Here is a 21,787-nt window from a genome sequence, read left to right on the forward strand (position 1 = left end):
TGTCCTGCCAGATCGGCGGGGCACTTCGGCGCGGGTGGCGTCAGGCAGGCACGAGCGCGTCGAGCTCGGGCAGAAGCACGACGCTTTCCAATTGCTTTGGGTCCGTGCGCGCAATGACGGCCGAACAGGGCTCATTCGAACGGTTCTCCGGCAGGTGCGGCATGCCGGCGGGGATATAGACCATGTCGCCGGCCCGGGCGACGACGTGTTCCTCCAGCTTCTCGCCAAACCAGGTCCAGGCCTCGCCAGAAAGCACGTAGATCGCCGTCTCGTGGCTCTCGTGCAGATGCGCCTTGGCGCGCGCGCCGGGCGGGATCGTGACGATATGCATGCAGAGGCCAGTCGCACCTACGGTCTCCGCCGCAATGCCCTCGAAATAGTTGAGCCCCTGCTGGCCGGTCGTCATGCCTGCGGGACGAACCACGCGACAGCCCGGATTGGATGATCGAGACATGACTGTTCTCCAGAATTCCCTGAAAAACCAGCAACAAACGGCTCCGCACCCAAATCCGCGATTGCATGTTGCCGGTCCGGATAGCAGTCTGACACAGACCAGCCAGAATGAGTATTCGCCGATGACGTCCAATACCGCATCCGTGGTTTCGGCCCGGGACCTCTGCCTGACTTTCGAAACCGCCGATGGACCGGTCCATGCGCTGACCGGCGTCAATCTGGACGTCGCCAAAGGTGACTTCGTTTCCTTCATCGGCCCTTCCGGCTGCGGCAAGACGACGTTTCTCAGAGTGATCGCCGATCTCGAAAAGGCGAGCTCGGGCAAGATCAACGTCAACGGCATGACGCCCGAGGAGGCGCGCAAACAGCGCGCCTATGGCTACGTGTTCCAGGCGCCAGCGCTTTATCCCTGGCGCACGATCGAGAACAACATCGCCCTGCCGCTGGAGATCATGGGCTATTCGAGGGAAGAGAAGAAGGCGCGCATCGAGCGCACGCTCGACCTCGTCAACCTCACGGGCTTCGGCAAGAAATATCCCTGGCAGCTGTCTGGCGGCATGCAGCAGCGCGCCTCGATCGCCCGTGCACTCGCCTTCGATGCCGATCTGCTTTTGATGGACGAACCCTTCGGCGCGCTCGACGAGATCGTCCGCGATCACCTCAACGAACAGCTGTTGAAGCTCTGGGCCCGCACCAACAAGACGATCTGTTTCGTTACCCACTCGATCCCCGAGGCCGTCTACCTCTCAACCAAGATCGTGGTGATGAGCCCGCGTCCCGGCCGCGTCACCGACGTCATCGAATCGACGCTGCCGCGCGAACGCCCGCTCGGCATTCGCGAGACGCCGGAATTCCTGGAGATTGCCCATCGCGTTCGCGAGGGCCTGCGCGCGGGACACAGCTATGACGAATAGTGCCGTGATCCGCCCGGCCGAACGGACCGACATGGCCGCCTGCGCCGGCATCCTCAACCGCTGGATCGACGCAACACCGTGGATGCCGCGCGTGCACGATCATGCCGACGTCGAGCGCTACTACGCCGACACGGTGTTTGCCGAACGCAGGGTGATCGTGGCGGAGCGGAAGAACGACGTCGCCGGCTTCCTTGCGCTTTCCGACGACCGCTACGTCACGGCGCTCTACATCGACGCGCCTCACCGCGGCGCCGGCATCGGCTCGCAGCTCGTGCAGGCCGCCAAGGACTTGTCTCCGGAAGAACTCAATCTCTGGACCTTCGAACACAATCGTGACGCCCAGCGCTTCTACCAGCACCAGGGCTTCGAAGTCGTGCGGCGCACGGACGGCGACAACGAAGAGAAGCTGCCGGATATCCACTATCGCTGGCAGGCCAAGGAGATGCAGGCATGAACCTCGCCTTTGGCCTCTGGATGCTCTTGGCAACGACGATCTTTCTCGGCGGCGCGACCGCCTCGCGCGCCTATGTTTCGAACAATCACCTCGGCATGCTCTTCCTCGCGCTTGGGCTCTACGTGATCGGCAATATCATCATGGTGAAGCTGATGCGCGAAGGTGGTCTCGGCCTTGCAATCTCGCTTTCGGCGATCGTGCAACTCGTGCTCGTCAACATCATCGCCTTTGCGGTCTTTGGTGAACGGTTGAGCCTCACACAGGCCGCCGGTGTCCTTCTCGGCATCCTCGCCATGGGCCTGATGTTGTTCCCCGCAAGCGGAAAGGCGTGACGATGCAGGAACCAAGCTTTCTCAGGGACAAGTTGCTGCCGGTCGGCACCGTCGTCGTGCTGCTGATCGCGCTCTGGTACGTCGCAGTCGTGTTCCTGAACGCGCCCTTCGAGCGCGACACGGCGGCGCGCGCCGGGACCGAAATCACCTTCTCCGAGATCATGCGCAACACCATGGCGCAGGAGCGACCGGTGCTGCCGGCGCCGCACCAGGTGATCGCCGAGATCTGGGATACGACGTTCAACAAGGCAATCACGTCGAAACGCAGCCTCGTCTACCACGCCTGGATCACGCTCTCGGCAACCCTGCTCGGCTTCGGCATCGGTGCAGCGCTCGGCATCCTGCTCGCGGTCGGCATCGTGCACAACCGCGCCATGGATCGTTCGCTGATGCCGTGGGTGATCGCCAGCCAGACGATCCCGATCCTCGCCATCGCGCCGATGATCATCGTCGTGCTCAACGCCATCGGTATCTCTGGCCTGCTGCCGAAGGCGCTGATTTCCACTTACCTTTCCTTCTTCCCCGTCGTCGTCGGCATGGTGAAGGGGCTACGCAGTCCGGAGACGATCCAGCTCGACCTGATGCACACCTACCACGCCTCATCGGCACAGACCTTCTGGAAGCTGCGCTGGCCATCGTCGATGCCCTATCTCTTCACCTCGCTGAAGGTCGCCGTTGCCATTTCGCTGGTCGGCGCGATCGTCGGCGAGCTGCCGACCGGCGCCGTCGCCGGCCTCGGCGCCCGCCTGCTCGCCGGCTCCTATTACGGCCAGACCGTGCAGATCTGGGCGGCGCTCTTCATGGCGGCAGCCCTTGCCGCAGTCCTCGTCATGATCGTCGGCTTCGCCCATACGGCCGTCCTGAAGCGCATGGGAGCCAAGCCATGAATTTGCCTGTCCTTGCCGCTGCGATCGTCTTCTGGCTCGCCGCCTGGGCCTTCAACGAATGGCTGGTGCGCCAGAACTTCCAGAACCAGGCCGCCAGGAGCGCCGCGCGCTTTGCCGTCCCGCTGATCTTCGGCATCACCATCCTGGTCCTCTGGGAAGGCGTTGTGCGCGGCTTCTCGGTCCCCTCGGTGCTACTGCCGGCGCCGTCGATGATCTGGCAGAAGCTGATCAATTCGTTGCCGACGCTTGGCGCCGACTTCCGCCAGACCTTCCTGAAGGCGGTGCTGATCGGCTACGCGCTCGGCTGCGGCCTCGGCTTTGCCGTCGCGATCCTCATCGACCGCTCGCCGTTCCTGCAGAAGGGCCTCTTGCCGCTCGGCAACTTCGTCTCCGCCCTCCCCGTCATCGGCGTCGCGCCGATCATGGTCATGTGGTTCGGCTTCGACTGGCAGTCGAAGGTCGCGGTCGTCGTCATCATGACCTTCTTCCCGATGCTGGTGAACACGGTCGCCGGCCTTGCCGCCGCTAGCCATATGGAGCGCGACCTGATGCGCACCTATGCGGCGTCCTGGTGGCAGACGCTCGTCAAGCTGCGCCTGCCGGCCGCCTGGCCGTTCATCTTCAACGCGCTCAAGATCAACTCGACGCTGGCGCTGATCGGCGCCATCGTCGCCGAGTTCTTCGGAACCCCCATCGTCGGCATGGGGTTCCGGATTTCCACGGAAGTGGGACGCATGAATGTCGACATGGTCTGGGCCGAGATCGCCGTCGCGGCGGTCGCAGGCTCCGCCTTCTACGGGGTAGTCGCGCTCATCGAGCGTGCTGTCACCTTCTGGCATCCTTCCATCCGCGGAGGGCGCGCCTGACGCATACTGCCTGAGCAATTCCAGGAAAAGTGTGAAACGGTTTTCCGTCCGGAATTGCGCAGTTGAAAGAAAATGAAACAAAAACAAGAGGGAACTGACATGAACAAAAGACTTGCATCGCTTCTCGCCGCAGGCGTCTTTTCGCTGGCAGCGTTCCAGGCTGAGGCCGCCGAGAAGGTGACGCTGCAGCTGAAATGGGTGACCCAGGCGCAATTTGCCGGCTACTACGTCGCCAAGGACAAGGGCTATTACGAGGAGGAAGGTCTCGACGTCGACATCAAGCCCGGCGGTCCTGATATCGCACCGGCACAGGTGATCGCCGGCGGTGGCGCCGATGTGATCGTCGACTGGATGCCCTCTGCCCTCGCCACCCGCGAAAAGGGTGTCGCGCTCGTCAACATCGCCCAGCCCTTCAAGAAATCGGGCATGATGCTGACCTGCCTCAAGGAAACCGGCGTCACCAGCCCTGACAAGTTCAAGGGCCAGACCCTCGGCGTCTGGTTCTTCGGCAACGAGTATCCGTTCCTCTCCTGGATGGCGCATCTGAAGATCCCGACGGATGGCGGCCCGAACGGCGTCACGGTCCTGAAACAGGGCTTCAACGTCGATCCGCTGATCCAGAAGCAGGCCGCCTGCATCTCGACCATGACCTATAACGAATACTGGCAAGTCATCGATGCCGGCATCAAGGCGGATGATCTCGTTACCTTCAAGTACGAAGACCAGGGTGTCGCGACGCTCGAAGACGGTCTCTACGTGCTGGAAGACAAGCTCAAGGACGCCGCCTTCAAGGAAAAGATGGTCAAGTTCGTGCGCGCCTCGATGAAAGGCTGGAAATTCGCGGAAGAGAACCCGGATGAAGCCGCAGGCATCGTGCTCGAAAACGACTCCACCGGCGCCCAGACGGAAAAACACCAGAAGCGCATGATGGGCGAAGTGGCCAAGCTCACGGCCGGCTCGAACGGCGCGCTGGATGAGGCCGACTACAAGCGCACGGTGCAATCGCTGCTCGCGGGCGGCTCCGATCCCGTGATCTCCAAGGAGCCGGAAGGCGCCTGGACGCACGAGATCACCGATGCCGCACTGAAGTAGACATCGCCAAATCGTCAGAAGAGGGTCGCACGATCGTGCGGCCCTCTTCCGTTTTCTCGGCGGCCGTTCGCATCCGCCAAGTTGCTGCCGGGTACCGGGCGTGGGGGTGGTAACCCTGGAAGCAACGGCGCTACCCTTGCTTGCCATTGTCAAGATCGTGTCAAGATCGCAACCATAACCGCAGAACAGGTCGAATATTGAGGCACCATCGCTTCATGCGCACTTGTAAGCGTCGAAGGCCGAGATTACATAGGCCCCGATGTTTGTTGGAGGCAGGCATGGTGGAGGGCACCCTTTTCCCGATGTTTTGCCTGCGGTAACCGGTCCCAGTTCCGCCCGCGTCTACGGTCTGATACCGTGCACGCGGAGCGCGAAATGAGGAAAGCGCAGTCTCCTGTCCCCGCGCAATCCGCCGGGGCGAGATGTCGGCGTGATAAAATCGCCTGATTGCCCGTGGATCCTGCATCGAGCGGTGATCCGCTCGATGTTGTTTCCATTGCCGGGACTGTGAAGCCGATGGCTCTAAAAGTACTGCCCGTTCTCAGCGTGTGCGCTGCGATGACCTTTGGTTCGCTTTCGTCCGCCTGGGCGGAGGAAGCGACGCAACCGAAGCCGACGCAAAACCTCCCCTCCATCGTTGTCACCACAGCGGTCGACCAGTCGATCAGCGACCGCGTCGTTGCGACCGGCACCATCCAGGCGGTCGAGCAGGTCTATGTCGCCCCCATGGTCGACGGCCTTTCCATCCGGACGCTCAATGTCGATGTCGGCGACAAGGTCGAAGCCGGCAGCGTGCTCGTGGTCCTGAACGACGACGCGCTTCGCCTGCAAAAGAGCGAACTCGAAGCGTCGCTTGCCAAGGCGGAGGCCGGGCTTGCTCAACTGAACGCACAGCTCAGCGAAACCAGGGCGAACGCTGACGAGGCCAAACGCGTCAGCGACCGCGCTGCGGGACTTTCGAAGAACGGCACGGTTTCGACGGCTGAGGCCGACCGAGTGCGGGCGCTCGCGATTGCGACGCAGGCCCGCGTCCTTTCCGCGGAGCAGGCCGTCGCCGTCGCCAATGCCGACATCAAGGTGGCCGAAGCGCAGATCGACGACATCGACCTTCGCCTCGCCCGTACCGAGGTCAAGGCGCCCGTCGCCGGCGTGATCTCCGCCAAGAACGCCAAGGTCGGCGCGATCGCCACCGGCAATAGCGAACCGCTCTTCGCCATGATCCGCGATGGCGCGATCGAGATGAAGGCCGACGTCGCCGAAGCCGACATCATCAAGCTCGCTGTAGGCCAGCCGGCAACCGTGACGCTCGCCGGCGGCAACACCAAGGTCGAGGGCACCATCCGCCTGATCGCCCCGACCGTCGATCCCGTCAGCCGCCTCGGAACCGTCTTCATCAACCTGGCGGATACCGAGAAGGCACGCGCCGGCATGTATGCAAGCGCGCTGATCACCGCCCAACAGAAGCAGACAGTGGTCCTGCCGCAAACGGCCGTTACCAATGAGAATGGCCGCACGATCGTCCGCAAGGTCGAAAACGGCGTCATCCGCATCCTGCCAGTCAAGACAGGGATTTCCGACGGCAAGTTCATCGAAGTCCTCGAAGGCTTGAAGGCTGGCGAGGAAGTGGTGGCGAGGGCCGGAGCCTATGTCCGCGACGGCGACCGCATCAACCCCGTCAAGTCCGCTGAACCAGCGACCAACTGACAGGAACCGTGACCATGAACTTCTCAGCCTGGTCCATACGCAATCCGATCGCACCGATCCTTGCCTTCGTCGTTCTGATGGTGCTCGGCTATCAGTCCTTCGTATCGCTGCCGATCACCCGCTTCCCCAACATCGATGTGCCGATCGTCTCGATCAACGTGACGCAGAGCGGCGCATCGCCGGCCGAGCTTGAAACGCAGGTCACCAAGGAAATCGAGGACGCGGTCGCGAGCGTCACCGGCGTCGACCATATCCAGTCGACGATCAATGACGGCACGTCGACGACCGCCGTCATCTTCCGCATGGAAGTGCCGACGACCCAGGCGGTGCAGGACGTCAAGGACGCGATCGACCGCATCCGCAGCGATCTCCCCACCTCGATCGAGGAGCCGATCGTCTCCAAGGTCGACGTCGAGGGCCAGGCGATCCAGACCTTCTCCGTCTCCGCCCCCGGCATGTCGCTGGAAGAGCTCTCCTGGTTCGTGGATGACGTCATCAAGCGCGAGATCCAGGGCAAGAAGGGCATCGGCCGTGTCGACCGCTATGGTGGCGCCGACCGCGAGGTTCGCGTCGAGCTCAACGAAGACAAGCTGAATTCGCTCGGTATCACCGCCGCCGACGTCAACGGCCAGCTCCGCCGCATGAACATGGACCTCGGCTCCGGCCGCGGCCAGGTCGGCGGCAGCGAGCAGGCCATCCGCACCCTCGGCGACACCCGCAATGTCGACCAGCTCGCCAACACGATGATCTCGGTGCCGAGCGGCCGCTTCGTTCGCCTTTCCGATCTCGGCACGGTCACCGACACCTATGAGGAGCCACGCTCCTTCTCGCGCTTCAATGGCAATCCCGGCGTGACCTTTGCGGTCTTCCGCGCCAAGGGCGCCAGCGAAGTGAGCGTCGCGGAGACCGTCGCCAAATCGCTCGAAAAGATCCGTGCTGCCAATCCCGATGTCACCATCGAGATGGTCGACGATTCCGTCTACTTCACCTACGGCAACTACGAGGCAGCGCTGCACACGCTGATGGAGGGCGCACTGCTCGCCGTCATCGTCGTCATGCTGTTCCTGCGCAATTGGCGCGCCACGCTGATCTCGGCCGTGGCGCTGCCGCTCTCGGCGATCCCGACCTTCTGGATCATGGACCTGCTCGGCTTCTCGCTGAACCTCGTCAGCTTCCTCGCGATGACGCTCGCAACCGGTATCCTCGTCGACGACGCGATCGTCGAGATCGAGAACATCGAGCGGCACATCCACATGGGCAAATCGCCCTATCGCGCCGCGATCGAGGCGGCGGATGAGATCGGTCTGGCGGTTATCGCGACGACCTTCACGATCATCGCGGTCTTCGTGCCTGTGTCCTTCATGCCGGGCATTCCGGGCCAGTACTTCATCCAGTTCGGTCTGACGGTTGCCGTTGCGGTGTTCTTCTCGCTGCTCGTCGCCCGCCTGATCACGCCGGTCATGGCGGCCTACCTGATGCGTCCCTCGGACGCAGGCAGCGGTCACCACGACGAAGACGGCTTCATGATGCGCAACTACACGCGTCTCGTGCGCGCCACGACACACTACTGGTACACGCGCTACCTGACGCTGCTTGCCGCGATCGCCTTCTCCGTTGGGTCGGTATTCGCGCTGATCCTCTATGTGCCCGGCAGTTTCCTGCCGCCGGAAGACGCCTCGCGCGTCAGCCTGTCGATCGAGCTGCCGCCGGACGCCATGCTCGAGGACACCGACCGCACGACCACGGAGATCTACAACCGGGTCAAGAATATCGAAGGGGTTGATAACATATTCGTCCTTGGCGGCGCTTCTCCGAAGGGCGACCTGGAATTGCGCCGCGCGACCGTGACGGTGCTTCTGAAAAAGCTCGACCATTCGCTCGTAAACAAGATCGTCAACGACGTCATCGGCCGCACGCCACTGATCGGCCCCTACCTACCGAAGATGGCCCCCGCTGGTCGCATCATCCCGCAGTCGCAGATCGAGAAGGAAATCTTCGCCCGCGTCCGTGACATACCGGACGTCCGGGTCATCAAGCTCAACGACCGCGGTGAGCGCGATCTCTCCTTCAACCTGCTCTCCAACAACGAGGCCGAACTCGACCAGGCGGTGGCGACGTTGGAAGGCAAGCTGCGGAGCGACCCTCTGCTGGCCAATGTCAGCCCGGACGGGGCGCTTCCGCGCCCGGAACTGCAGATCCGCCCGCGTGACGAGCAGATGTCGCGCCTCGGCATCACCACGGCGCAGATTTCCGAGGTGATCCGTGTGGCCACCATCGGCGATATCGATGCGGCTTTGACCAAGATCGCGCTCGACGGCCGCCTGATCCCGATCCGCGTTCAGATCAACCGCGATTTCCGCACGGATATCGCCGCCATCCGCAACCTGAAGATCACCACCGCTTCAGGCACGACGGTGCCGCTCTCGAGCGTCGCCGACATCAACTATTCGGAAGGTCCGAGCTCGATCAAGCGATACGATCGCAACCGCGTCGTGACGCTTGGGGCGGACCTGCCGGTCGGCGTCGCACTGAATACCGCCTCGGACCGCTTCAAGCAGATCGCCGGCCAGGCCGGTTTGCCGAAGTCCGTCGAATTCCTCGAAAGCGGTGACGCTGAGGTTCAGGCGGAGATGCAGCAGAGCTTCGGCAACGCCATGCTGCTTGGCCTGATGCTGGTGCTCGTGGTGCTGATCCTGCTGTTCAAGGATGTGATCCAGCCGTTCACCATCCTGTTCTCGCTGCCACTCGCGATCGGCGGCGTTGCTGCGGCGCTGATCCTGACGCAGAACGCGCTGTCGATGCCGGTTCTGATCGGCATCCTGATGCTGATGGGCATCGTCACCAAGAACGCGATCCTGCTCGTCGATTTCGGCATTGAGATGATGCACCACGGCATGGACCGCCAGATGGCCATGATCGAGGCCGGCCGCAAACGCGCCCGTCCGATCATCATGACCTCGATCGCCATGTCGGCGGGCATGCTGCCCTCCGCGCTCGGCGTCGGCGAAGGCGGCTCGTTCCGCGCGCCGATGGCGACCGCCGTGATCGGCGGCATCATCGTTTCGACGGTGCTGAGCCTGGTGATCGTGCCGTCGTTCTTCCTGATCATGGACGACCTCTCGCGGCTGCTCGCCCGCATCTTCGGGAGCTTCGTCGGCCAGAAGGACGAGGAAAACCTTCCGCTCGACCGCGAAGCCCTGACCGGTCTGGTGCACGAGCAGAGCAAGACGATCGAAGGCCTGGACGACCGGCTGAAGACGCTGGAATCGGACCAGAGCAAGGGACGACCCGGCGGCAAGGTCATCAACCATCCGGCACTCGCCGCCGAATAGGCCAGGTCCGAAGCGGAGCTTCGCCCGGAACTGTCACAATCCAGGAACGAGCCCGCGCCCTGCAAGCGCGGGCTTTTTGTCATTCTTATTTGATCGAGGTCAAACCACCTTCCGCCAAGCTTTATTACCTTGCACTTGGATCTTACTCAGGACGGGTGTGATGAAGACGTTGCGATTGAACTCGAACGATAGGGCGGTGCTGCTCGGTTCTTGCTTCTTCGGGAAGCTGCCGATGGCGGCAACGAACGCAATTCTGGAGGATGTGGTCGTTTCAACCCACGAGGAGCACGACATCCTCTTTGGCCAGGGCGAGCCGCTCGATCACGTCTTTTTCGTTCTTTCCGGCCTGGTGCGTCTCTACCGGCTGGGCAAGGACGGACGCGAGGCGGATATCGCCGTGTTTCCGCGAGGTGAGCTTTTCGGTGAAAGCGCCATGTTCCTTGGCAACCGCGCCACAGCCAACGCCCAGACGATCGAGACGACGATGCTTGCCCGGATCGACAGCCGCAAGCTGCGCAAACTCGCCGAGCAAACGCCTGAAGTCGCCGACGCGTTGATGCAGCTCCTGTGCCGGCACGCGCAAATGGCGGAAGATTGCCTGGCGGAAGACCGGCTGCTGACGGCGCCGCAGCGGGTCGCGAGCTATATTCTCGGGAACTGCCCGGACGGCATCACGAACTTTTCCTTCCGCCTGCCCTTCCAGAAGAATGTGCTGGCCGGCAAGCTTGGCCTGGCGCCGGAAGCACTCTCGCGCGCTTTCTCGGCACTTCGCCGCTCGGGCGTCACGGTCAAGGGCCGCGTGATCGAAATCCACGACCGGCAGGCGCTCGAACGCTTCTGACGCGCCGACCAAGGTTCGGCTGTCAGAAGCCTGGCGGCATCACAGCCCGCCGTGCAGCGTCAGGAAATCGACGATCCGGTTGATGCCGTCGCCGCGTTTCATGTCCGTGAACACGAAGGGCTTTTCCGCCCGCATCCGCGTCGCATCCCGCTGCATGACGTCGAGATCGGCCCCGACATAGGGAGCAAGATCCTTCTTGTTGATGACGAGCAGATCGGACTTCGTGATGCCCGGCCCGCCCTTGCGCGGGATCTCCTCGCCCTGGCAGACGGAAATGACATAGATCGTCAGATCGGCAAGGTCGGGCGAAAAGGTCGCCGCGAGATTGTCGCCGCCGGATTCGATGAAGACGACATCGAGGTCGGGAATGCGCCGGTTGAGGTCGGCGATTGCCTGCAGGTTGATCGTGGCGTCCTCGCGGATCGCCGTGTGCGGGCAGCCGCCGGTCTCGACGCCGACGATGCGGTCGGACGGCAGGGCCTGCATGCGCACCAATGCTTCGGCATCTTCCTTGGTATAGATATCGTTGGTGACGACGGCGACGGAATATTTCTCCCGCATCGCCTTGCAGAGCTTGTCGGTCAGCGCCGTCTTGCCCGAGCCCACCGGCCCGCCGATGCCGATGCGAAGGGGACCGTTCTTCGATGCCATCTGGATGTCCTTTCAAGGGGTCTCTTCCTAGGATCGGAAGAGCCGAGAATGCAGGGTTTCGTGTTTCAAAGCCGAAATATCCGCCATGATCGTGGCCGAGCCCAGATCGTCGAGCGAGGCGCTGGCCGCTTTGCCTGCCGCCGCCGCGATGATCGGTTCGAGCGCCGCGATGACACCGACGCCATCCCGCTGGCCGGTGACGCCGCAGCGGATCGCCACCGAAACGGCATTCGAAACGGCGGCGTTGAGAAAGGCGGCAAGCGCAGGCTCGAGGCCCGTTTCATGGGCGCCGGCCACGGCACCGACCGCCACCGGATAGGCGACGGTTTCCGGGAGCACATCAAGAACCGCGTGCGGCCACGACTGTGCGGCCGCCAGAAACGCCTGGCCCTGCAGCATGGTTTCCGTATGCCGCTCGCGGCTTCCCGCCAGAGCTTCGGCAAGGTCTGCGACCGCAGCCAACCGGCCGCTGTCATTCACGGCACGATAACTCTCGGCAAAAAGCAGGGCATCGTTCCAGCCGGAGCCGTGGCAGAGGACTGTCTCCAACCAGGATCGAAGCTCCACCGCATCGGTGACGAGCCGATCGTGAACCGCCTGTTCAAGTCCGCTGGAATAGGAGAAGGCACCGACCGGGAAGGCCGGGGACATCCAGGTGACCAGGCGAAGCAGAGCTTGCGTATCGAGCCGCTCAGCCATGATGGTGATGGCTGTGGCCATGGTTGTGACCGCCGGCGTGGTAGGCGCCGCGCAGCGGCTGGAAGGGTTCCGAAACCTCGCTCACCTGCGCGCCCAAGCCTTCGAGCATCTGGCGGATGACCGGATCGCGGGTAATCAGAATGCGGTTCGGCTCGATCTGCGCAGGCAGATGGCGATTGCCGAGATGCCAGGCGAGTTCGATGAGATGCAGCGGATCACGCGGACAGATTTCGAAGAGCATTTCTGGTGCGGCAACGATCCGGATATAGCCGCCGCCTTCGAGCACCAGAAGGTCGCCATCGGCGAGCATCACCGCTTCCTTGAGGTCGAGCATCACCACATCGTCGTTTTCGAGGTGCAGCAACTTGCGGCGAAGATGACGGGCGTCGTGCGCAAGCGTCACGCTGTGAAGCGGAGTCGTGCCGGCTGGGCCCGGCGAAAGCACCTGGGTGGAGCGGTACGGCATCTTCAGAGCACCTCGACCTTTTCCGGCGACACAAGCTCGATGCGCGCCTCGATGAGCAGATCGGCCATGGCTGCCTGGAAGGCTTTCAGATGCGGCTCTTCGAAATGCGCATCGACAGCCGCCTTGTCCTTCCAGGTCTCGACGAACACCAGCGCGTCCGGATCGGCAGGCTTGCGGTAGAGGTCGTAGCTGATGCAGCCGGCCTCGCGGCGCGTGGCCTCGATCAGCGGTGCTGCCAGCGACACGACGTCATCTCCCTTGCCCTTGTGCGCGGTCAGGTAGGCGATAATGTAAACCATTGAACCCTCGATATCTTTTGTGCCCGCCAGTGTATCAAGAATTCGCTTCTGCGCCAGTCGCAGAGCCGGTTTTCAACCATCTGGCATGCAGCTCCCGAACAACAAAAAGCCCGAAGACCGGATCCGATATTCGGGCTTTTTCAATTCAGAAAAAGAAGCGTTCTGGCCGCATCAGGCAGCAAGCTTCTGAGACTTCAGCGTCTCCAGAATGTTCTGCGGCGAGGAAACGCCGTAGGGGTCGCTGTCGCAATTGTCGGAGTAGCCTTCTTCCTCGAACCACTGCTCCACGACGCCGTTGTTGACGACGGCGGCGTAGCGCCAGGAGCGCATGCCGAAGCCGAGATTGTCCTTGGCAACGAGCATGCCCATCTTGCGGGTGAACTCGCCCGAACCGTCCGGGATCAGCTTGACGTTTTCGAGGCCCTGCGACTTGCCCCAGGCATTCATGACGAAGGCGTCGTTGACCGAGATGCAGTAGATTTCGTCAATGCCTTCGGCGCGGAAGTCGGCCGTCAGCTTTTCGAAATCAGGCAACTGGTAGGTCGAGCAGGTCGGCGTGAACGCGCCCGGCAGCGAGAACAGCACGACGCGCTTGCCGGCGAAGTAATTGTCGGAGGACACGTCCTCCCAGCGGAACGGATTCGGGCCGCCAACGGCCTCGTCGCGAACGCGGGTGCGGAACGTTACAGCGGGTACTTTTCTGCCAAGCATCGTCATCTCCTTTGGATCACGATGAATTTGGACCGGCTCGACCCAAAACCATGAACGTGATCACATCCATCAAGTTAGAGCGGGATGCCGGCGGAAAACCGCAAACACGTTTCCGCATCCCGCTCTCGTTCGGCTCTCGGTCGGCAGGTCTTGGGAGGATTTCTGACAACCGAGAACGATCAGCCGCTTTCCTATCGGATATTGCGCTGCGGCGCAGCACGAAAGGCCTCGATTCACATGCGGGCATGGCAGCCATGCGATGATCGCATGGCTGCGTGACACCTCAATTGTGGATGCGCAAGGATAGTCCGAGGCTCGGCGGAACCGGGTTCCATAGGCCGGTTCTCAAGCCCGCCTCACGCAGCGCCCGCGCTGTCCATGTGTTGCAGCCGAAGAGCGCGTTGAACCTGCCCTCGGCTTCGAAGAAGCGGTCATTGCCATTGTAGGAGAAGCCGTCGACCGGAACGACAGTCCCGGCGTCGCGTATGAAACTCTCGGCAATGAAGCCAAGCAGTCGTTCATATCCGGCCGCGTCCAGTTCGAAGCTGGCAACGGAGGCCTGCGGCTCAACGATCCGGCCGGCGATATCCACATGCATCACCGAGCGATCGAGCGTCAGCGCCTTGAAGACCGGCATGGCCTTCAGCTCCGACCAGGTCGGCGTTTCCAGATAGAAGGAGCGCCCGCCCCAGCCGAAGATCAGCCATTGTGCCTGCGGATGATTGAGCGGCACGCCGGCCGCTTCGATGAAGCCGAACCGCGCCCTCGTTTCCTCCGTCAAGGGCACGGCGATATCGGTGTGGATGGGGCCCGAGAGCACCAGGATGCGCGTCGCGCCCGCCCCGGCCGCAGAGGCGGAAACCGGCAAGAGCGGCCGCGGCAGCAGCGTTCCGAGAACGACCGCCAGGACCGCAGCCAGCAGGCCGAAGAAGGCCCATTTCAGGCCGCGTTTCATCCTCCGTCTCTGCTTGCTCAAAACAGGAAATAGCGCTGCGCCATCGGCACGATCGTCGCTGGCTCGCAGGTCAGCAACTCGCCGTCGGCGCGTACCTCATAAGTCTCCGGATCAACCTCGATATGCGGCGTCAGGCTGTTGTGGATCATCGACGCCTTGCCGATACCGCCGCGGGTGTTCCTGACGGCCACCAACTGCTTTGCAACGCCGAGCTTGGCGGCAAGACCCGCATCGAGCGAGGCCTGCGACACGAAGGTGACTGACGAACTCGTGCGGTTCTTGCCGTAGGCGGCAAACATCGGCCGGTAATGTACCGGCTGCGGCGTCGGGATGGAGGCATTCGGATCGCCCATCGGCGCCATGGCGATCGAGCCGCCGAGCAGCACGAAGTCCGGCTTCACGCCAAAGAAGGCCGGGTTCCAGATGACGAGATCGGCGCGCTTGCCAACCTCCAGCGAACCGATCTCGTGGCTGAGACCATGGGCGATCGCCGGGTTAATCGTGTATTTGGCGATGTAGCGCTTCACCCGGAAATTGTCGTTGTCGCCGGTTTCCTGCGGTAAGGGCCCACGCTGGCGCTTCATCTTGTCGGCGGTCTGCCAGGTGCGGATCGCCACCTCACCGACGCGGCCCATCGCCTGGCTGTCGGAGGAGATGATCGAGAAGGCGCCGATATCGTGCAGGATGTCTTCGGCGGCGATCGTTTCCTTGCGGATGCGGCTTTCGGCAAAGGCGATATCTTCGGGGATCGACGGCGACAGGTGATGGCAGACCATCAGCATGTCCAGGTGTTCGGCGAGCGTATTCTTGGTGTAGGGCCGCGTCGGATTGGTCGAGGACGGAATGACGTTCGGCTGGCCGCAGATCTTGATGATGTCAGGCGCGTGGCCGCCGCCGGCGCCTTCGGTGTGGAAGGCATGGATCGTGCGGCCCTTGATCGCCGCGATCGTATCTTCGACGAAACCGCTCTCGTTCAATGTGTCGGTGTGGATCATCACCTGCACGTCGTATTCGTCGGCGACCCCGAGGCAGCAATCGATCGCCGCCGGCGTCGAGCCCCAATCCTCGTGCAGCTTCAGCGAGGTGGCACCGGCAAGCACCATCTCGACCAGCGCGCCCGGGCGCGAGGCATTGCCCTTGCCGGCAAAAGCGATGTTCATCGGGAAGCCGTCGGCCGCCTCGATCATGCGGGCGAGATGCCACGGGCCGGAGGTGCAGGTGGTGGCGAGCGTGCCATGCCCCGGCCCGGCGCCGCCGCCGAGCATGCAGGTGAGCCCGCTCACCAGCGCTTCCTCGATCTGCTGCGGGCATATGAAGTGGATGTGGCTGTCCATGCCGCCGGCGGTGACGATCTTGCCCTCACCCGCGATCACCTCGGTCCCGGGACCGACGACGATGGTGACACCCGGCTGCGTATCCGGATTGCCGGCCTTGCCGATCCCCGCAATCCGCCCGTCCTTGAGGCCTATGTCCGCTTTCACGATACCCCAGTGGTCGACGATCAGCGCATTGGTGATGACCGTATCGACGGCGCCCTCGGCGCGCGTTGCCTGGCTCTGGCCCATGCCGTCGCGAATGACCTTGCCACCCCCGAACTTCACCTCCTCGCCATAGGTGGTGAAGTCCTTCTCCACCTCGATGAAGAGCTCGGTGTCCGCAAGCCGCACCTTGTCACCGACCGTCGGGCCGAACATGTTGGCATAGGCCGCGCGCGACATCTTGTAGGGCATGGTTCAGGCTCCTTGGGACGAAGAAGAAAGTGGGTGGAGGCGGCGAAGGCGACCGCTCGCCGCCAGCGCGTCGACATAGCGGCGCTCGGCGGCAAAGGGATGCCATTGCCACCCGACATGGCCGAAGCCGGCAACAACGACGTCGTCACCGGCCATCGCGATATTGGACAGGATATCGGCAATGACGATCAGGCCGCTGGATGGGACGACGTAGGGATCCGGCGCGAAGCCGGCGAGCTCAAGGTCCACCTGATCATGCGCCGCCACCGGAACGACGCGAAAACCGCGGTTGGTCGAGCGGCTGAAACTTTCGAAACCGACGGTGTAGTCGTCACAGAAATCGTCGAGATCCGGATGTGTTTCGGCGAGCCCGACCCGCATCGCGGCGAACTTCGCACCGGATCGGACGCACCAGATTTCGCGCGCCTGACGCACCGGCGCACTCGTCTTCCAGCGACCGCCGCCGAGCATGGAGAGACCGGGGCGACCGGTGTTGCAGACGGCGACGATATTGGTCTTGTGGCCTCCGGGGCCGACGGAACGGCAATCGTTGAAACGCACGACGATATCGGCGGCATCGATCACCGCGCCAGCTCCGTCAGGCACTTCGCCATTGCCCACGATCATGATGATGCGGCCGCCGCTCAAGGTCTAGTTTCCGTCAGGCTCGACAATGGCCTGGAGTTCCTTGGTCCGGGCCCTGGTCAATTCGGTGAGGCAACCGGAGACGAGCATCGGCTCCATCGAGCCACCGCGGGCTTCGAAGCCCGAAAGCTCGCATTGGCCGTCACGGTAACCGATCCAGGCGCGCTGCGCCTTTTTCAGGGCCTCTTCCGCGCCAACGTAGTTCGCATCGATCTCGGCGAGTTCCTTGTCCTGCTGCTTTGTCGCTGCCAGTGCCAGCTTGTAGACCTTGTTCAGTTCCGTGTCGGCCGCCTCGTAGTCCTTGTTGGCGCAGATGTTCATGTCCATCTGCGTCACCGCATTCTGGCAGTCGACCTTGTCCTCCTGCGCCAAAGCCGGCGCAAACGGCAGAACGAGAGCGATGGCAAGTACAGCGAGGCGCTTCATAGCTTGCCCATCACCTGCTGGCGGAAGCCATAGACTTCGCGCTTGCCGCAAAGAGGGATCAGCGTCACCTGACGCGTCTGCCCCGGTTCGAACCGCACGGCGGTGCCAGCCGGAATGTCGAGCCGTTGGCCGTAGGCGGCCTTCCGGTCAAACTTCAGCCCGGCATTGGTTTCGGCGAAATGGTAGTGGCTGCCGACCTGGATCGGGCGGTCACCGGTATTGGCAACCTCGATGGTTGTCGTGTCGAGGCCGGCGTTGAGCTCGATCTCTCCGGCAGCCGCGATGATTTCTCCTGGGATCATGGTTCGCTCCTCAAGCCGCCTTCGAACCGGCGCAGCCCTGCGGTTTCAGCACCCGCTCGGTTGAGGCCGGATATTTTTCAAGCAGGGCCGCCGGGCGCACCGGCCGGCTGGTGAATTCGCCGCCGCAATTCGGGCAGGTGCCACCGAGCTTTCCGTCGACACAATCGACGCAGAAGGTGCATTCGAAAGTACAGATCATCGCCTCGCGGCTATCCGGCGGCAGATCCTTGTCGCAGCACTCGCAATTGGGGCGCAAAGCCAGCATGCTTGCCTCCTGAGATCAGGGTTGGAGGGATACGGCCGGAAAGGGCCGCGTTTCCTTCGTTTAGCGGATCGGTTCGTGAACGGTGACGAGCTTGGTACCGTCGGGGAACGTCGCTTCGATCTGGATGTCGTGGATCATCTCGGGGATGCCCTCCATCACCTGATCGCGCGTCAGCACCTGGGCGCCCGCCTCCATCAGCTCGGCAACCGAGCGCCCGTCGCGGGCGCCTTCCACGACGAAATCGGTGATCAGCGCGATCGCCTCGGGATGGTTGAGTTTCACGCCGCGCTCCAGGCGCCGGCGCGCGACCATGGCCGCCATGGAAATCAGCAATTTGTCCTTTTCGCGCGGAGTAAGATTCATGCGTCGCCACCGGTTGTTCGTGAAGCAATTCCCAGGAAATCTGCGAAGCGATTTTCCGCCAGGACTTACAAAGTTTCAACGTGTTAGATCATTTCACTGTTTCAGTAAAAATATGAAATGACCTAGAGAACCCAGACTTTCGGCACTGTCTTCTGCTTGCGCAAGTGCGAAATAACGGGGATGAGGATTTTTCTGAGCGCGAACCCATCCGGCGCCACGAAGCGGGCAACCAGCTTGTCGCGGCCATCAACCTGAAAATGGCTGATGCCGACGCCAGCCTCGCCGTCAATGAGCGATCGAAGACGCGGCAACAAGGGCTCGCAATCGGGGCCGACATAGAGGAGCGTGGCAAAGGCGGCTGCGCCATCGAGCACCGCCCGGCGCTGGCCGAGACTGGCGATCTCTCCGGCAAGCGCCAGATTGTCCGCATGCAGCAGCTTGCCTTCGGCGCGGATGCGCCAGCGATCGCGGAAGAGCCCGGTTTGCACCACCTCGCCCATCGCCTTGCGGCCAAGCAGAACCGCTTCCACCGCCAGGAATGTCGCGTCCGCGGCAAGCTCCACCTCCAGCGAACGCGACAACGAGGCGCGGTCGAAGAGGATCGTCTCCTGCGGCAGCCAGTCGACGCGCGCGCCGGCGGCAACCTCGATACGCGTGGCCACCTCGACCGTATCGGCACTCGCCTTATAGATCTTCTCGCAGGCCTGCGTCGTCACCGTCACATCGGTTCCGGCCCTTGCCGCAACCTCCCAGACCATGCGGTCGCCGCCGGTGAGGCCGCCGGAGGAATTGATCAGCACCGCTTCCATGGAGGCGTCGAAGGTCTTCGGCAACCGGATCTTTGCGCAGCCTTCCTGATAGAGTTCGGCAATGCGGCTTTGGCCGAGCGCCGTCTTGGCGACCAGCCGGCCCTTACCCCAGGCCCGTTGCGGGGCGATGCTTGCTGCCTTGTTCATGTTTCGACCGCCGAGCGGTGTCCTTCGATTCCTGGCGCTACACCCATAGGGCCGATCGCCTTGCCTCCGCGCTATCGTCCGCATCGCGGAACGACAAGTCAAGTTATTGTTTTGCAAAGAAAATCGCCAGCATGCTACATTTCCATGCAGGCACTGCGCAGAAAACAGGCAGCCGCTTACGCCACGCGATCCGGAGGCTCGCGGCCCTCGAAGAAAGCGGTGACGTTGGCGACCACCTTCATACCCATGGCAACCCGCGTTTCCTCCGTGGCACTGCCGAGATGCGGGAGCAGCACGACATTTTCGAGCCTGCGCAGACGCTCCGGCACATTCGGCTCCGCCTCGAAGACATCAAGGCCGGCACCGCGAATGACGCCGTTTTCGAGAGCGGCAACCAAGGCCGCTTCATCAATGACATCGCCGCGCGCCGTATTGATGAGGTAAGCACCCGGTTTCATCAGCGCCAAGCGTTCCGCATTGATCAGATGCCGGTTTTCGCCACCACCGGGGCAATGCAACGACACGAAGTCCGAAGCTCTCAGCACATCCTCGACGGTGTCCAATTGCCGGGCGCCGTAGCGGCTCGCTTCCGCCGGGTCGATGCGCGAGCGGTTGTAGAAGACGACATCCATGTCGAAGCCGAAATGACAGCGTTTGGCCATCGCCTTGCCGATGCGGCCAAAGCCGATGATGCCGAGCGTCTTGCCGGTGACCTTGCTGCCGATCATGTGGGTCGGGCGCCATCCGGTCCATTCGCCGGCCCGAACCTGGCGCTCCCCCTCGCCCGCCCGGCGCGCGACTGCAAGCAGCAGCGTCATGGCAATGTCGGCGGTGCAGTCGGTCAGAACACCCGGTGTGTTGGTCACGACGATATTGGCGGCCTTGGCGGCCGCGACGTCGATGTGGTTGTAGCCGACGCCATAATTTCCAAGGATCTTCGCCCGGAGGCCGCCGCCGGCGAAGAGTTCGGCCGGAAGCCGATCGGAAACGGTTGGAAGTACTGCGTCATAGGTCCGGAGCGCATCGGCCAGCCCTTCGGCCGTCATCGGCACGTCGCCTTCGTTCAAGGTGACGTCGAACCGCTCTGCAAGCACCTGTTCCACGGCCGCCGGCCAGCGACGGGTGACGAGAATGCGGGGTTTCGAGCTCATGCCTGCCTCCGGAACAGAATCGTCGGGAGATAGTGCACGAAACGGCGCGACACGACAGCCATCTCGACAAGCGAAACACCTATCACGAAAAGCGAGAAGGAGGCGCCGTTGCAGGCGCCTCTTCCCGTGACTTCAGACACATCAGGCCTTGGCAAACGCGAGCAGGTCGGCGTTGAGCTGGTCCTTGTGCGTGTCGGTGATGCCGTGCGGCGCACCGGCATAGACCTTGAACTCGGCATGCGGGACGAGTTTCTTCGAGGCCCGTGCGGCCGCGTCGATCGGCACGATCTGGTCGTCGTCGCCATGGATGATCAGCGTTGGCACGTCGAACGTCTTCAGGTCTTCGGTAAAGTCGGTCTGCGAGAAGGCGACGATCGAGTCGTAGGTGTTCTTGTGGCCGCCCATCATACCCTGCAGCCAGAAGCTGTCGATCATGCCTTGGGAAGCAACCGCACCCGGGCGGTTGAAGCCGAAGAACGGACCCGAGGCGATATCGCGGTAGAGCTTCGAGCGATCCTTGAGGCTTGCCGCCTGCAGCCCGTCGAACACCTCCTTCGGCAGGCCGCCGGGATTGTTGTCGGTCTTGACCATCAGCGGCGGCACTGCCGAGATCAACCCGGCCTTGGCGATCCGGCCCGTGCCGTGGCGGCCGATATAACGGCTGATCTCGCCGCCGCCGGTGGAGAAGCCGGCAAGGAAGATGGCCTTCAGATCGAGCGCATTGATAAGGTCGGCCAGGTCGTCGGCATAGTGATCCATGTCGTTGCCGTCCCAGGGCTGCGACGAGCGGCCGTGGCCACGGCGGTCATGGGTGATGACGCGGAAGCCATTGTTGGCGAGATGGAAGGCCTGCGCTTCCCAGCTGTCCGATGACAGCGGCCAGCCGTGGCTGAGCACGACGACCGGGCCATCCTTTGGACCCCAGTCCTTGTAGTAGATCTCGACACCATCGCGGGTGATGATGCGGCTGCCCGAAATCCCCCCACCTTGCGAACCGGCGCTCGACTGGTTGTTGCTTGCCGCTGACGCGTCGGCGGCCTTGGCCGGGCTGTTGGCGGCCGATAGGGCTGCAGCGGTCGCCGCAGCGCCGAAAGCGGCCGAGAGGACATCACGGCGGGAGATGCTGCTGGTTTCGGTCTTGCTGACTGCCTTGCTCATGGAAACGCTCCTTCTTGCCTGCGGTCATGCCGCGCTGCCGGTAAATAACTAGCGATTAAATCGTGCGCGATATATTCGCATTTAAATCGCCATCGATTAGATCGTGCACAACTTTTTATATTGTGATCGCACACC

Annotated in this window: 25 protein-coding genes; 9 read left to right on the forward strand and 16 right to left on the reverse strand. The window is 62.7% G+C overall.

All coding sequences use genetic code 11. The annotated features are described in order from the left end of the window. Positions 1–40: 40 nt before the first annotated feature. On the reverse strand, positions 41–454 hold the full coding sequence (locus tag AC3WWH_RS17510) for a cupin domain-containing protein (RefSeq protein ID WP_058320771.1): 414 nt from the start codon (positions 452–454) through the stop codon (positions 41–43). 121 nt (positions 455–575) lie between these two features. On the opposite strand from AC3WWH_RS17510, the gene AC3WWH_RS17515 reads away from it, so the two are divergent. The 9 genes from AC3WWH_RS17515 to AC3WWH_RS17555 all read left to right on the forward strand — a co-directional run bounded on the left by AC3WWH_RS17515 (position 576) and on the right by AC3WWH_RS17555 (position 10,875). Next, positions 576–1,367, forward strand: coding sequence for an ABC transporter ATP-binding protein (locus AC3WWH_RS17515; protein WP_058320829.1), 792 nt, complete (start codon positions 576–578; stop codon positions 1,365–1,367). Next, positions 1,357–1,821, forward strand: coding sequence for a GNAT family N-acetyltransferase (locus AC3WWH_RS17520; protein WP_058326454.1), 465 nt, complete (start codon positions 1,357–1,359; stop codon positions 1,819–1,821). The genes AC3WWH_RS17515 and AC3WWH_RS17520 overlap by 11 nt, the downstream gene beginning before the upstream one ends. Then, positions 1,818–2,153, forward strand: a complete 336-nt coding sequence (locus AC3WWH_RS17525) for a hypothetical protein (RefSeq protein WP_058320769.1) — start codon at positions 1,818–1,820, stop codon at positions 2,151–2,153. The genes AC3WWH_RS17520 and AC3WWH_RS17525 overlap by 4 nt, the downstream gene beginning before the upstream one ends. A 2-nt stretch (positions 2,154–2,155) precedes the next feature. After that, the gene (locus AC3WWH_RS17530) at positions 2,156–3,040 is read left to right on the forward strand and encodes an ABC transporter permease (protein WP_058320768.1); all 885 of its coding nucleotides are present in this window, start codon (positions 2,156–2,158) and stop codon (positions 3,038–3,040) included. Further along, entirely contained in the window at positions 3,037–3,906 is an 870-nt protein-coding gene (locus tag AC3WWH_RS17535; RefSeq protein WP_058320767.1) for an ABC transporter permease, read from the forward strand. The genes AC3WWH_RS17530 and AC3WWH_RS17535 overlap by 4 nt, the downstream gene beginning before the upstream one ends. A gap of 99 nt (positions 3,907–4,005) precedes the next feature. Further along, positions 4,006–4,998: an ABC transporter substrate-binding protein gene (locus AC3WWH_RS17540; protein ID WP_058320766.1), complete on the forward strand. Its 993-nt coding sequence runs from the start codon at positions 4,006–4,008 to the stop codon at positions 4,996–4,998. A 516-nt stretch (positions 4,999–5,514) separates the two neighbouring features. Then, a complete protein-coding gene (locus tag AC3WWH_RS17545) occupies positions 5,515–6,702 on the forward strand; it encodes an efflux RND transporter periplasmic adaptor subunit (protein ID WP_058320828.1) in 1,188 nt (395 codons plus the stop codon). Positions 6,703–6,716: 14 nt separating this feature from the next. Next, entirely contained in the window at positions 6,717–10,034 is a 3,318-nt protein-coding gene (locus AC3WWH_RS17550; RefSeq protein WP_058320765.1) for an efflux RND transporter permease subunit, read from the forward strand. Positions 10,035–10,194: 160 nt separating this feature from the next. Then, a complete protein-coding gene (locus tag AC3WWH_RS17555; protein ID WP_058320764.1) occupies positions 10,195–10,875 on the forward strand; it encodes a Crp/Fnr family transcriptional regulator in 681 nt (226 codons plus the stop codon). A gap of 39 nt (positions 10,876–10,914) precedes the next feature. On the opposite strand, the gene ureG is transcribed toward AC3WWH_RS17555, so the two are convergent. From ureG to AC3WWH_RS17630, 15 genes are all read right to left on the reverse strand, one after another. Then, the gene (ureG, locus tag AC3WWH_RS17560; protein ID WP_057249040.1) at positions 10,915–11,526 is read right to left on the reverse strand and encodes an urease accessory protein UreG; all 612 of its coding nucleotides are present in this window, start codon (positions 11,524–11,526) and stop codon (positions 10,915–10,917) included. Between the two features lie 27 nt (positions 11,527–11,553). After that, positions 11,554–12,225 carry an urease accessory protein UreF gene (locus AC3WWH_RS17565; RefSeq protein ID WP_058320827.1) on the reverse strand — a complete coding sequence of 224 codons (672 nt, stop codon included), beginning with the start codon at positions 12,223–12,225 and terminating at the stop codon, positions 11,554–11,556. After that, positions 12,218–12,691: an urease accessory protein UreE gene (gene ureE / locus AC3WWH_RS17570; RefSeq protein WP_058320763.1), complete on the reverse strand. Its 474-nt coding sequence runs from the start codon at positions 12,689–12,691 to the stop codon at positions 12,218–12,220. Before ureE ends, AC3WWH_RS17565 begins: the two co-directional genes overlap by 8 nt. 2 nt (positions 12,692–12,693) lie before the next feature. Beyond that, positions 12,694–12,990, reverse strand: a complete 297-nt coding sequence (locus AC3WWH_RS17575; protein WP_082615759.1) for a putative quinol monooxygenase — start codon at positions 12,988–12,990, stop codon at positions 12,694–12,696. 171 nt (positions 12,991–13,161) lie between these two features. Next, positions 13,162–13,701 carry a peroxiredoxin gene (locus AC3WWH_RS17580; protein WP_057249037.1) on the reverse strand — a complete coding sequence of 180 codons (540 nt, stop codon included), beginning with the start codon at positions 13,699–13,701 and terminating at the stop codon, positions 13,162–13,164. A 283-nt stretch (positions 13,702–13,984) separates the two neighbouring features. Next, positions 13,985–14,656, reverse strand: coding sequence for a TIGR02117 family protein (locus AC3WWH_RS17585; protein WP_058320762.1), 672 nt, complete (start codon positions 14,654–14,656; stop codon positions 13,985–13,987). A gap of 17 nt (positions 14,657–14,673) precedes the next feature. Next, entirely contained in the window at positions 14,674–16,386 is a 1,713-nt protein-coding gene (gene ureC / locus AC3WWH_RS17590; protein ID WP_058320761.1) for an urease subunit alpha, read from the reverse strand. A gap of 3 nt (positions 16,387–16,389) precedes the next feature. Beyond that, positions 16,390–17,034: a Urease operon accessory protein gene (locus AC3WWH_RS17595; RefSeq protein WP_113399582.1), complete on the reverse strand. Its 645-nt coding sequence runs from the start codon at positions 17,032–17,034 to the stop codon at positions 16,390–16,392. A gap of 3 nt (positions 17,035–17,037) precedes the next feature. Then, positions 17,038–17,457: a lysozyme inhibitor LprI family protein gene (locus tag AC3WWH_RS17600; protein WP_058320760.1), complete on the reverse strand. Its 420-nt coding sequence runs from the start codon at positions 17,455–17,457 to the stop codon at positions 17,038–17,040. Next, complete coding sequence (locus AC3WWH_RS17605; RefSeq protein WP_058320759.1) at positions 17,454–17,759, reverse strand: urease subunit beta; 306 nt, start codon at positions 17,757–17,759, stop codon at positions 17,454–17,456. The genes AC3WWH_RS17600 and AC3WWH_RS17605 overlap by 4 nt, the downstream gene beginning before the upstream one ends. Before the next feature lie 10 nt (positions 17,760–17,769). Further along, positions 17,770–18,024 carry a DUF1272 domain-containing protein gene (locus AC3WWH_RS17610; RefSeq protein ID WP_057249032.1) on the reverse strand — a complete coding sequence of 85 codons (255 nt, stop codon included), beginning with the start codon at positions 18,022–18,024 and terminating at the stop codon, positions 17,770–17,772. A 60-nt stretch (positions 18,025–18,084) separates the two neighbouring features. Further along, entirely contained in the window at positions 18,085–18,387 is a 303-nt protein-coding gene (locus tag AC3WWH_RS17615) for an urease subunit gamma (RefSeq protein ID WP_034794185.1), read from the reverse strand. 122 nt (positions 18,388–18,509) lie between these two features. Continuing rightward, complete coding sequence (locus AC3WWH_RS17620) at positions 18,510–19,343, reverse strand: urease accessory protein UreD (RefSeq protein WP_058320758.1); 834 nt, start codon at positions 19,341–19,343, stop codon at positions 18,510–18,512. Between the two features lie 176 nt (positions 19,344–19,519). After that, positions 19,520–20,494: a 2-hydroxyacid dehydrogenase gene (locus AC3WWH_RS17625; protein WP_058320757.1), complete on the reverse strand. Its 975-nt coding sequence runs from the start codon at positions 20,492–20,494 to the stop codon at positions 19,520–19,522. A 141-nt stretch (positions 20,495–20,635) separates the two neighbouring features. Then, positions 20,636–21,652, reverse strand: coding sequence for an alpha/beta fold hydrolase (locus tag AC3WWH_RS17630; RefSeq protein WP_492377123.1), 1,017 nt, complete (start codon positions 21,650–21,652; stop codon positions 20,636–20,638). Positions 21,653–21,787: the final 135 nt, after the last annotated feature.

Source organism: Ensifer sp. EB106-03-01-XG145 (genome assembly GCF_058792075.1).

What these genes read in the sequence shown, in the direction of transcription:
- AC3WWH_RS17510 (WP_058320771.1), bottom strand. Translation starts at nt 454, where the DNA reads ATGTCTCGATCATCCAATCCGGGCTGTCGCGTGGTTCGTCCCGCAGGC.
- AC3WWH_RS17515 (WP_058320829.1), top strand. Translation starts at nt 576, where the DNA reads ATGACGTCCAATACCGCATCCGTGGTTTCGGCCCGGGACCTCTGCCTG.
- AC3WWH_RS17520 (WP_058326454.1), top strand. Translation starts at nt 1,357, where the DNA reads ATGACGAATAGTGCCGTGATCCGCCCGGCCGAACGGACCGACATGGCC.
- AC3WWH_RS17525 (WP_058320769.1), top strand. Translation starts at nt 1,818, where the DNA reads ATGAACCTCGCCTTTGGCCTCTGGATGCTCTTGGCAACGACGATCTTT.
- AC3WWH_RS17530 (WP_058320768.1), top strand. Translation starts at nt 2,156, where the DNA reads ATGCAGGAACCAAGCTTTCTCAGGGACAAGTTGCTGCCGGTCGGCACC.
- AC3WWH_RS17535 (WP_058320767.1), top strand. Translation starts at nt 3,037, where the DNA reads ATGAATTTGCCTGTCCTTGCCGCTGCGATCGTCTTCTGGCTCGCCGCC.
- AC3WWH_RS17540 (WP_058320766.1), top strand. Translation starts at nt 4,006, where the DNA reads ATGAACAAAAGACTTGCATCGCTTCTCGCCGCAGGCGTCTTTTCGCTG.
- AC3WWH_RS17545 (WP_058320828.1), top strand. Translation starts at nt 5,515, where the DNA reads ATGGCTCTAAAAGTACTGCCCGTTCTCAGCGTGTGCGCTGCGATGACC.
- AC3WWH_RS17550 (WP_058320765.1), top strand. Translation starts at nt 6,717, where the DNA reads ATGAACTTCTCAGCCTGGTCCATACGCAATCCGATCGCACCGATCCTT.
- AC3WWH_RS17555 (WP_058320764.1), top strand. Translation starts at nt 10,195, where the DNA reads ATGAAGACGTTGCGATTGAACTCGAACGATAGGGCGGTGCTGCTCGGT.
- ureG (WP_057249040.1), bottom strand. Translation starts at nt 11,526, where the DNA reads ATGGCATCGAAGAACGGTCCCCTTCGCATCGGCATCGGCGGGCCGGTG.
- AC3WWH_RS17565 (WP_058320827.1), bottom strand. Translation starts at nt 12,225, where the DNA reads ATGGCTGAGCGGCTCGATACGCAAGCTCTGCTTCGCCTGGTCACCTGG.
- ureE (WP_058320763.1), bottom strand. Translation starts at nt 12,691, where the DNA reads ATGCCGTACCGCTCCACCCAGGTGCTTTCGCCGGGCCCAGCCGGCACG.
- AC3WWH_RS17575 (WP_082615759.1), bottom strand. Translation starts at nt 12,990, where the DNA reads ATGGTTTACATTATCGCCTACCTGACCGCGCACAAGGGCAAGGGAGAT.
- AC3WWH_RS17580 (WP_057249037.1), bottom strand. Translation starts at nt 13,701, where the DNA reads ATGCTTGGCAGAAAAGTACCCGCTGTAACGTTCCGCACCCGCGTTCGC.
- AC3WWH_RS17585 (WP_058320762.1), bottom strand. Translation starts at nt 14,656, where the DNA reads ATGAAACGCGGCCTGAAATGGGCCTTCTTCGGCCTGCTGGCTGCGGTC.
- ureC (WP_058320761.1), bottom strand. Translation starts at nt 16,386, where the DNA reads ATGCCCTACAAGATGTCGCGCGCGGCCTATGCCAACATGTTCGGCCCG.
- AC3WWH_RS17600 (WP_058320760.1), bottom strand. Translation starts at nt 17,457, where the DNA reads ATGAAGCGCCTCGCTGTACTTGCCATCGCTCTCGTTCTGCCGTTTGCG.
- AC3WWH_RS17605 (WP_058320759.1), bottom strand. Translation starts at nt 17,759, where the DNA reads ATGATCCCAGGAGAAATCATCGCGGCTGCCGGAGAGATCGAGCTCAAC.
- AC3WWH_RS17610 (WP_057249032.1), bottom strand. Translation starts at nt 18,024, where the DNA reads ATGCTGGCTTTGCGCCCCAATTGCGAGTGCTGCGACAAGGATCTGCCG.
- AC3WWH_RS17615 (WP_034794185.1), bottom strand. Translation starts at nt 18,387, where the DNA reads ATGAATCTTACTCCGCGCGAAAAGGACAAATTGCTGATTTCCATGGCG.
- AC3WWH_RS17620 (WP_058320758.1), bottom strand. Translation starts at nt 19,343, where the DNA reads ATGAACAAGGCAGCAAGCATCGCCCCGCAACGGGCCTGGGGTAAGGGC.
- AC3WWH_RS17625 (WP_058320757.1), bottom strand. Translation starts at nt 20,494, where the DNA reads ATGAGCTCGAAACCCCGCATTCTCGTCACCCGTCGCTGGCCGGCGGCC.
- AC3WWH_RS17630 (WP_492377123.1), bottom strand. Translation starts at nt 21,652, where the DNA reads ATGAGCAAGGCAGTCAGCAAGACCGAAACCAGCAGCATCTCCCGCCGT.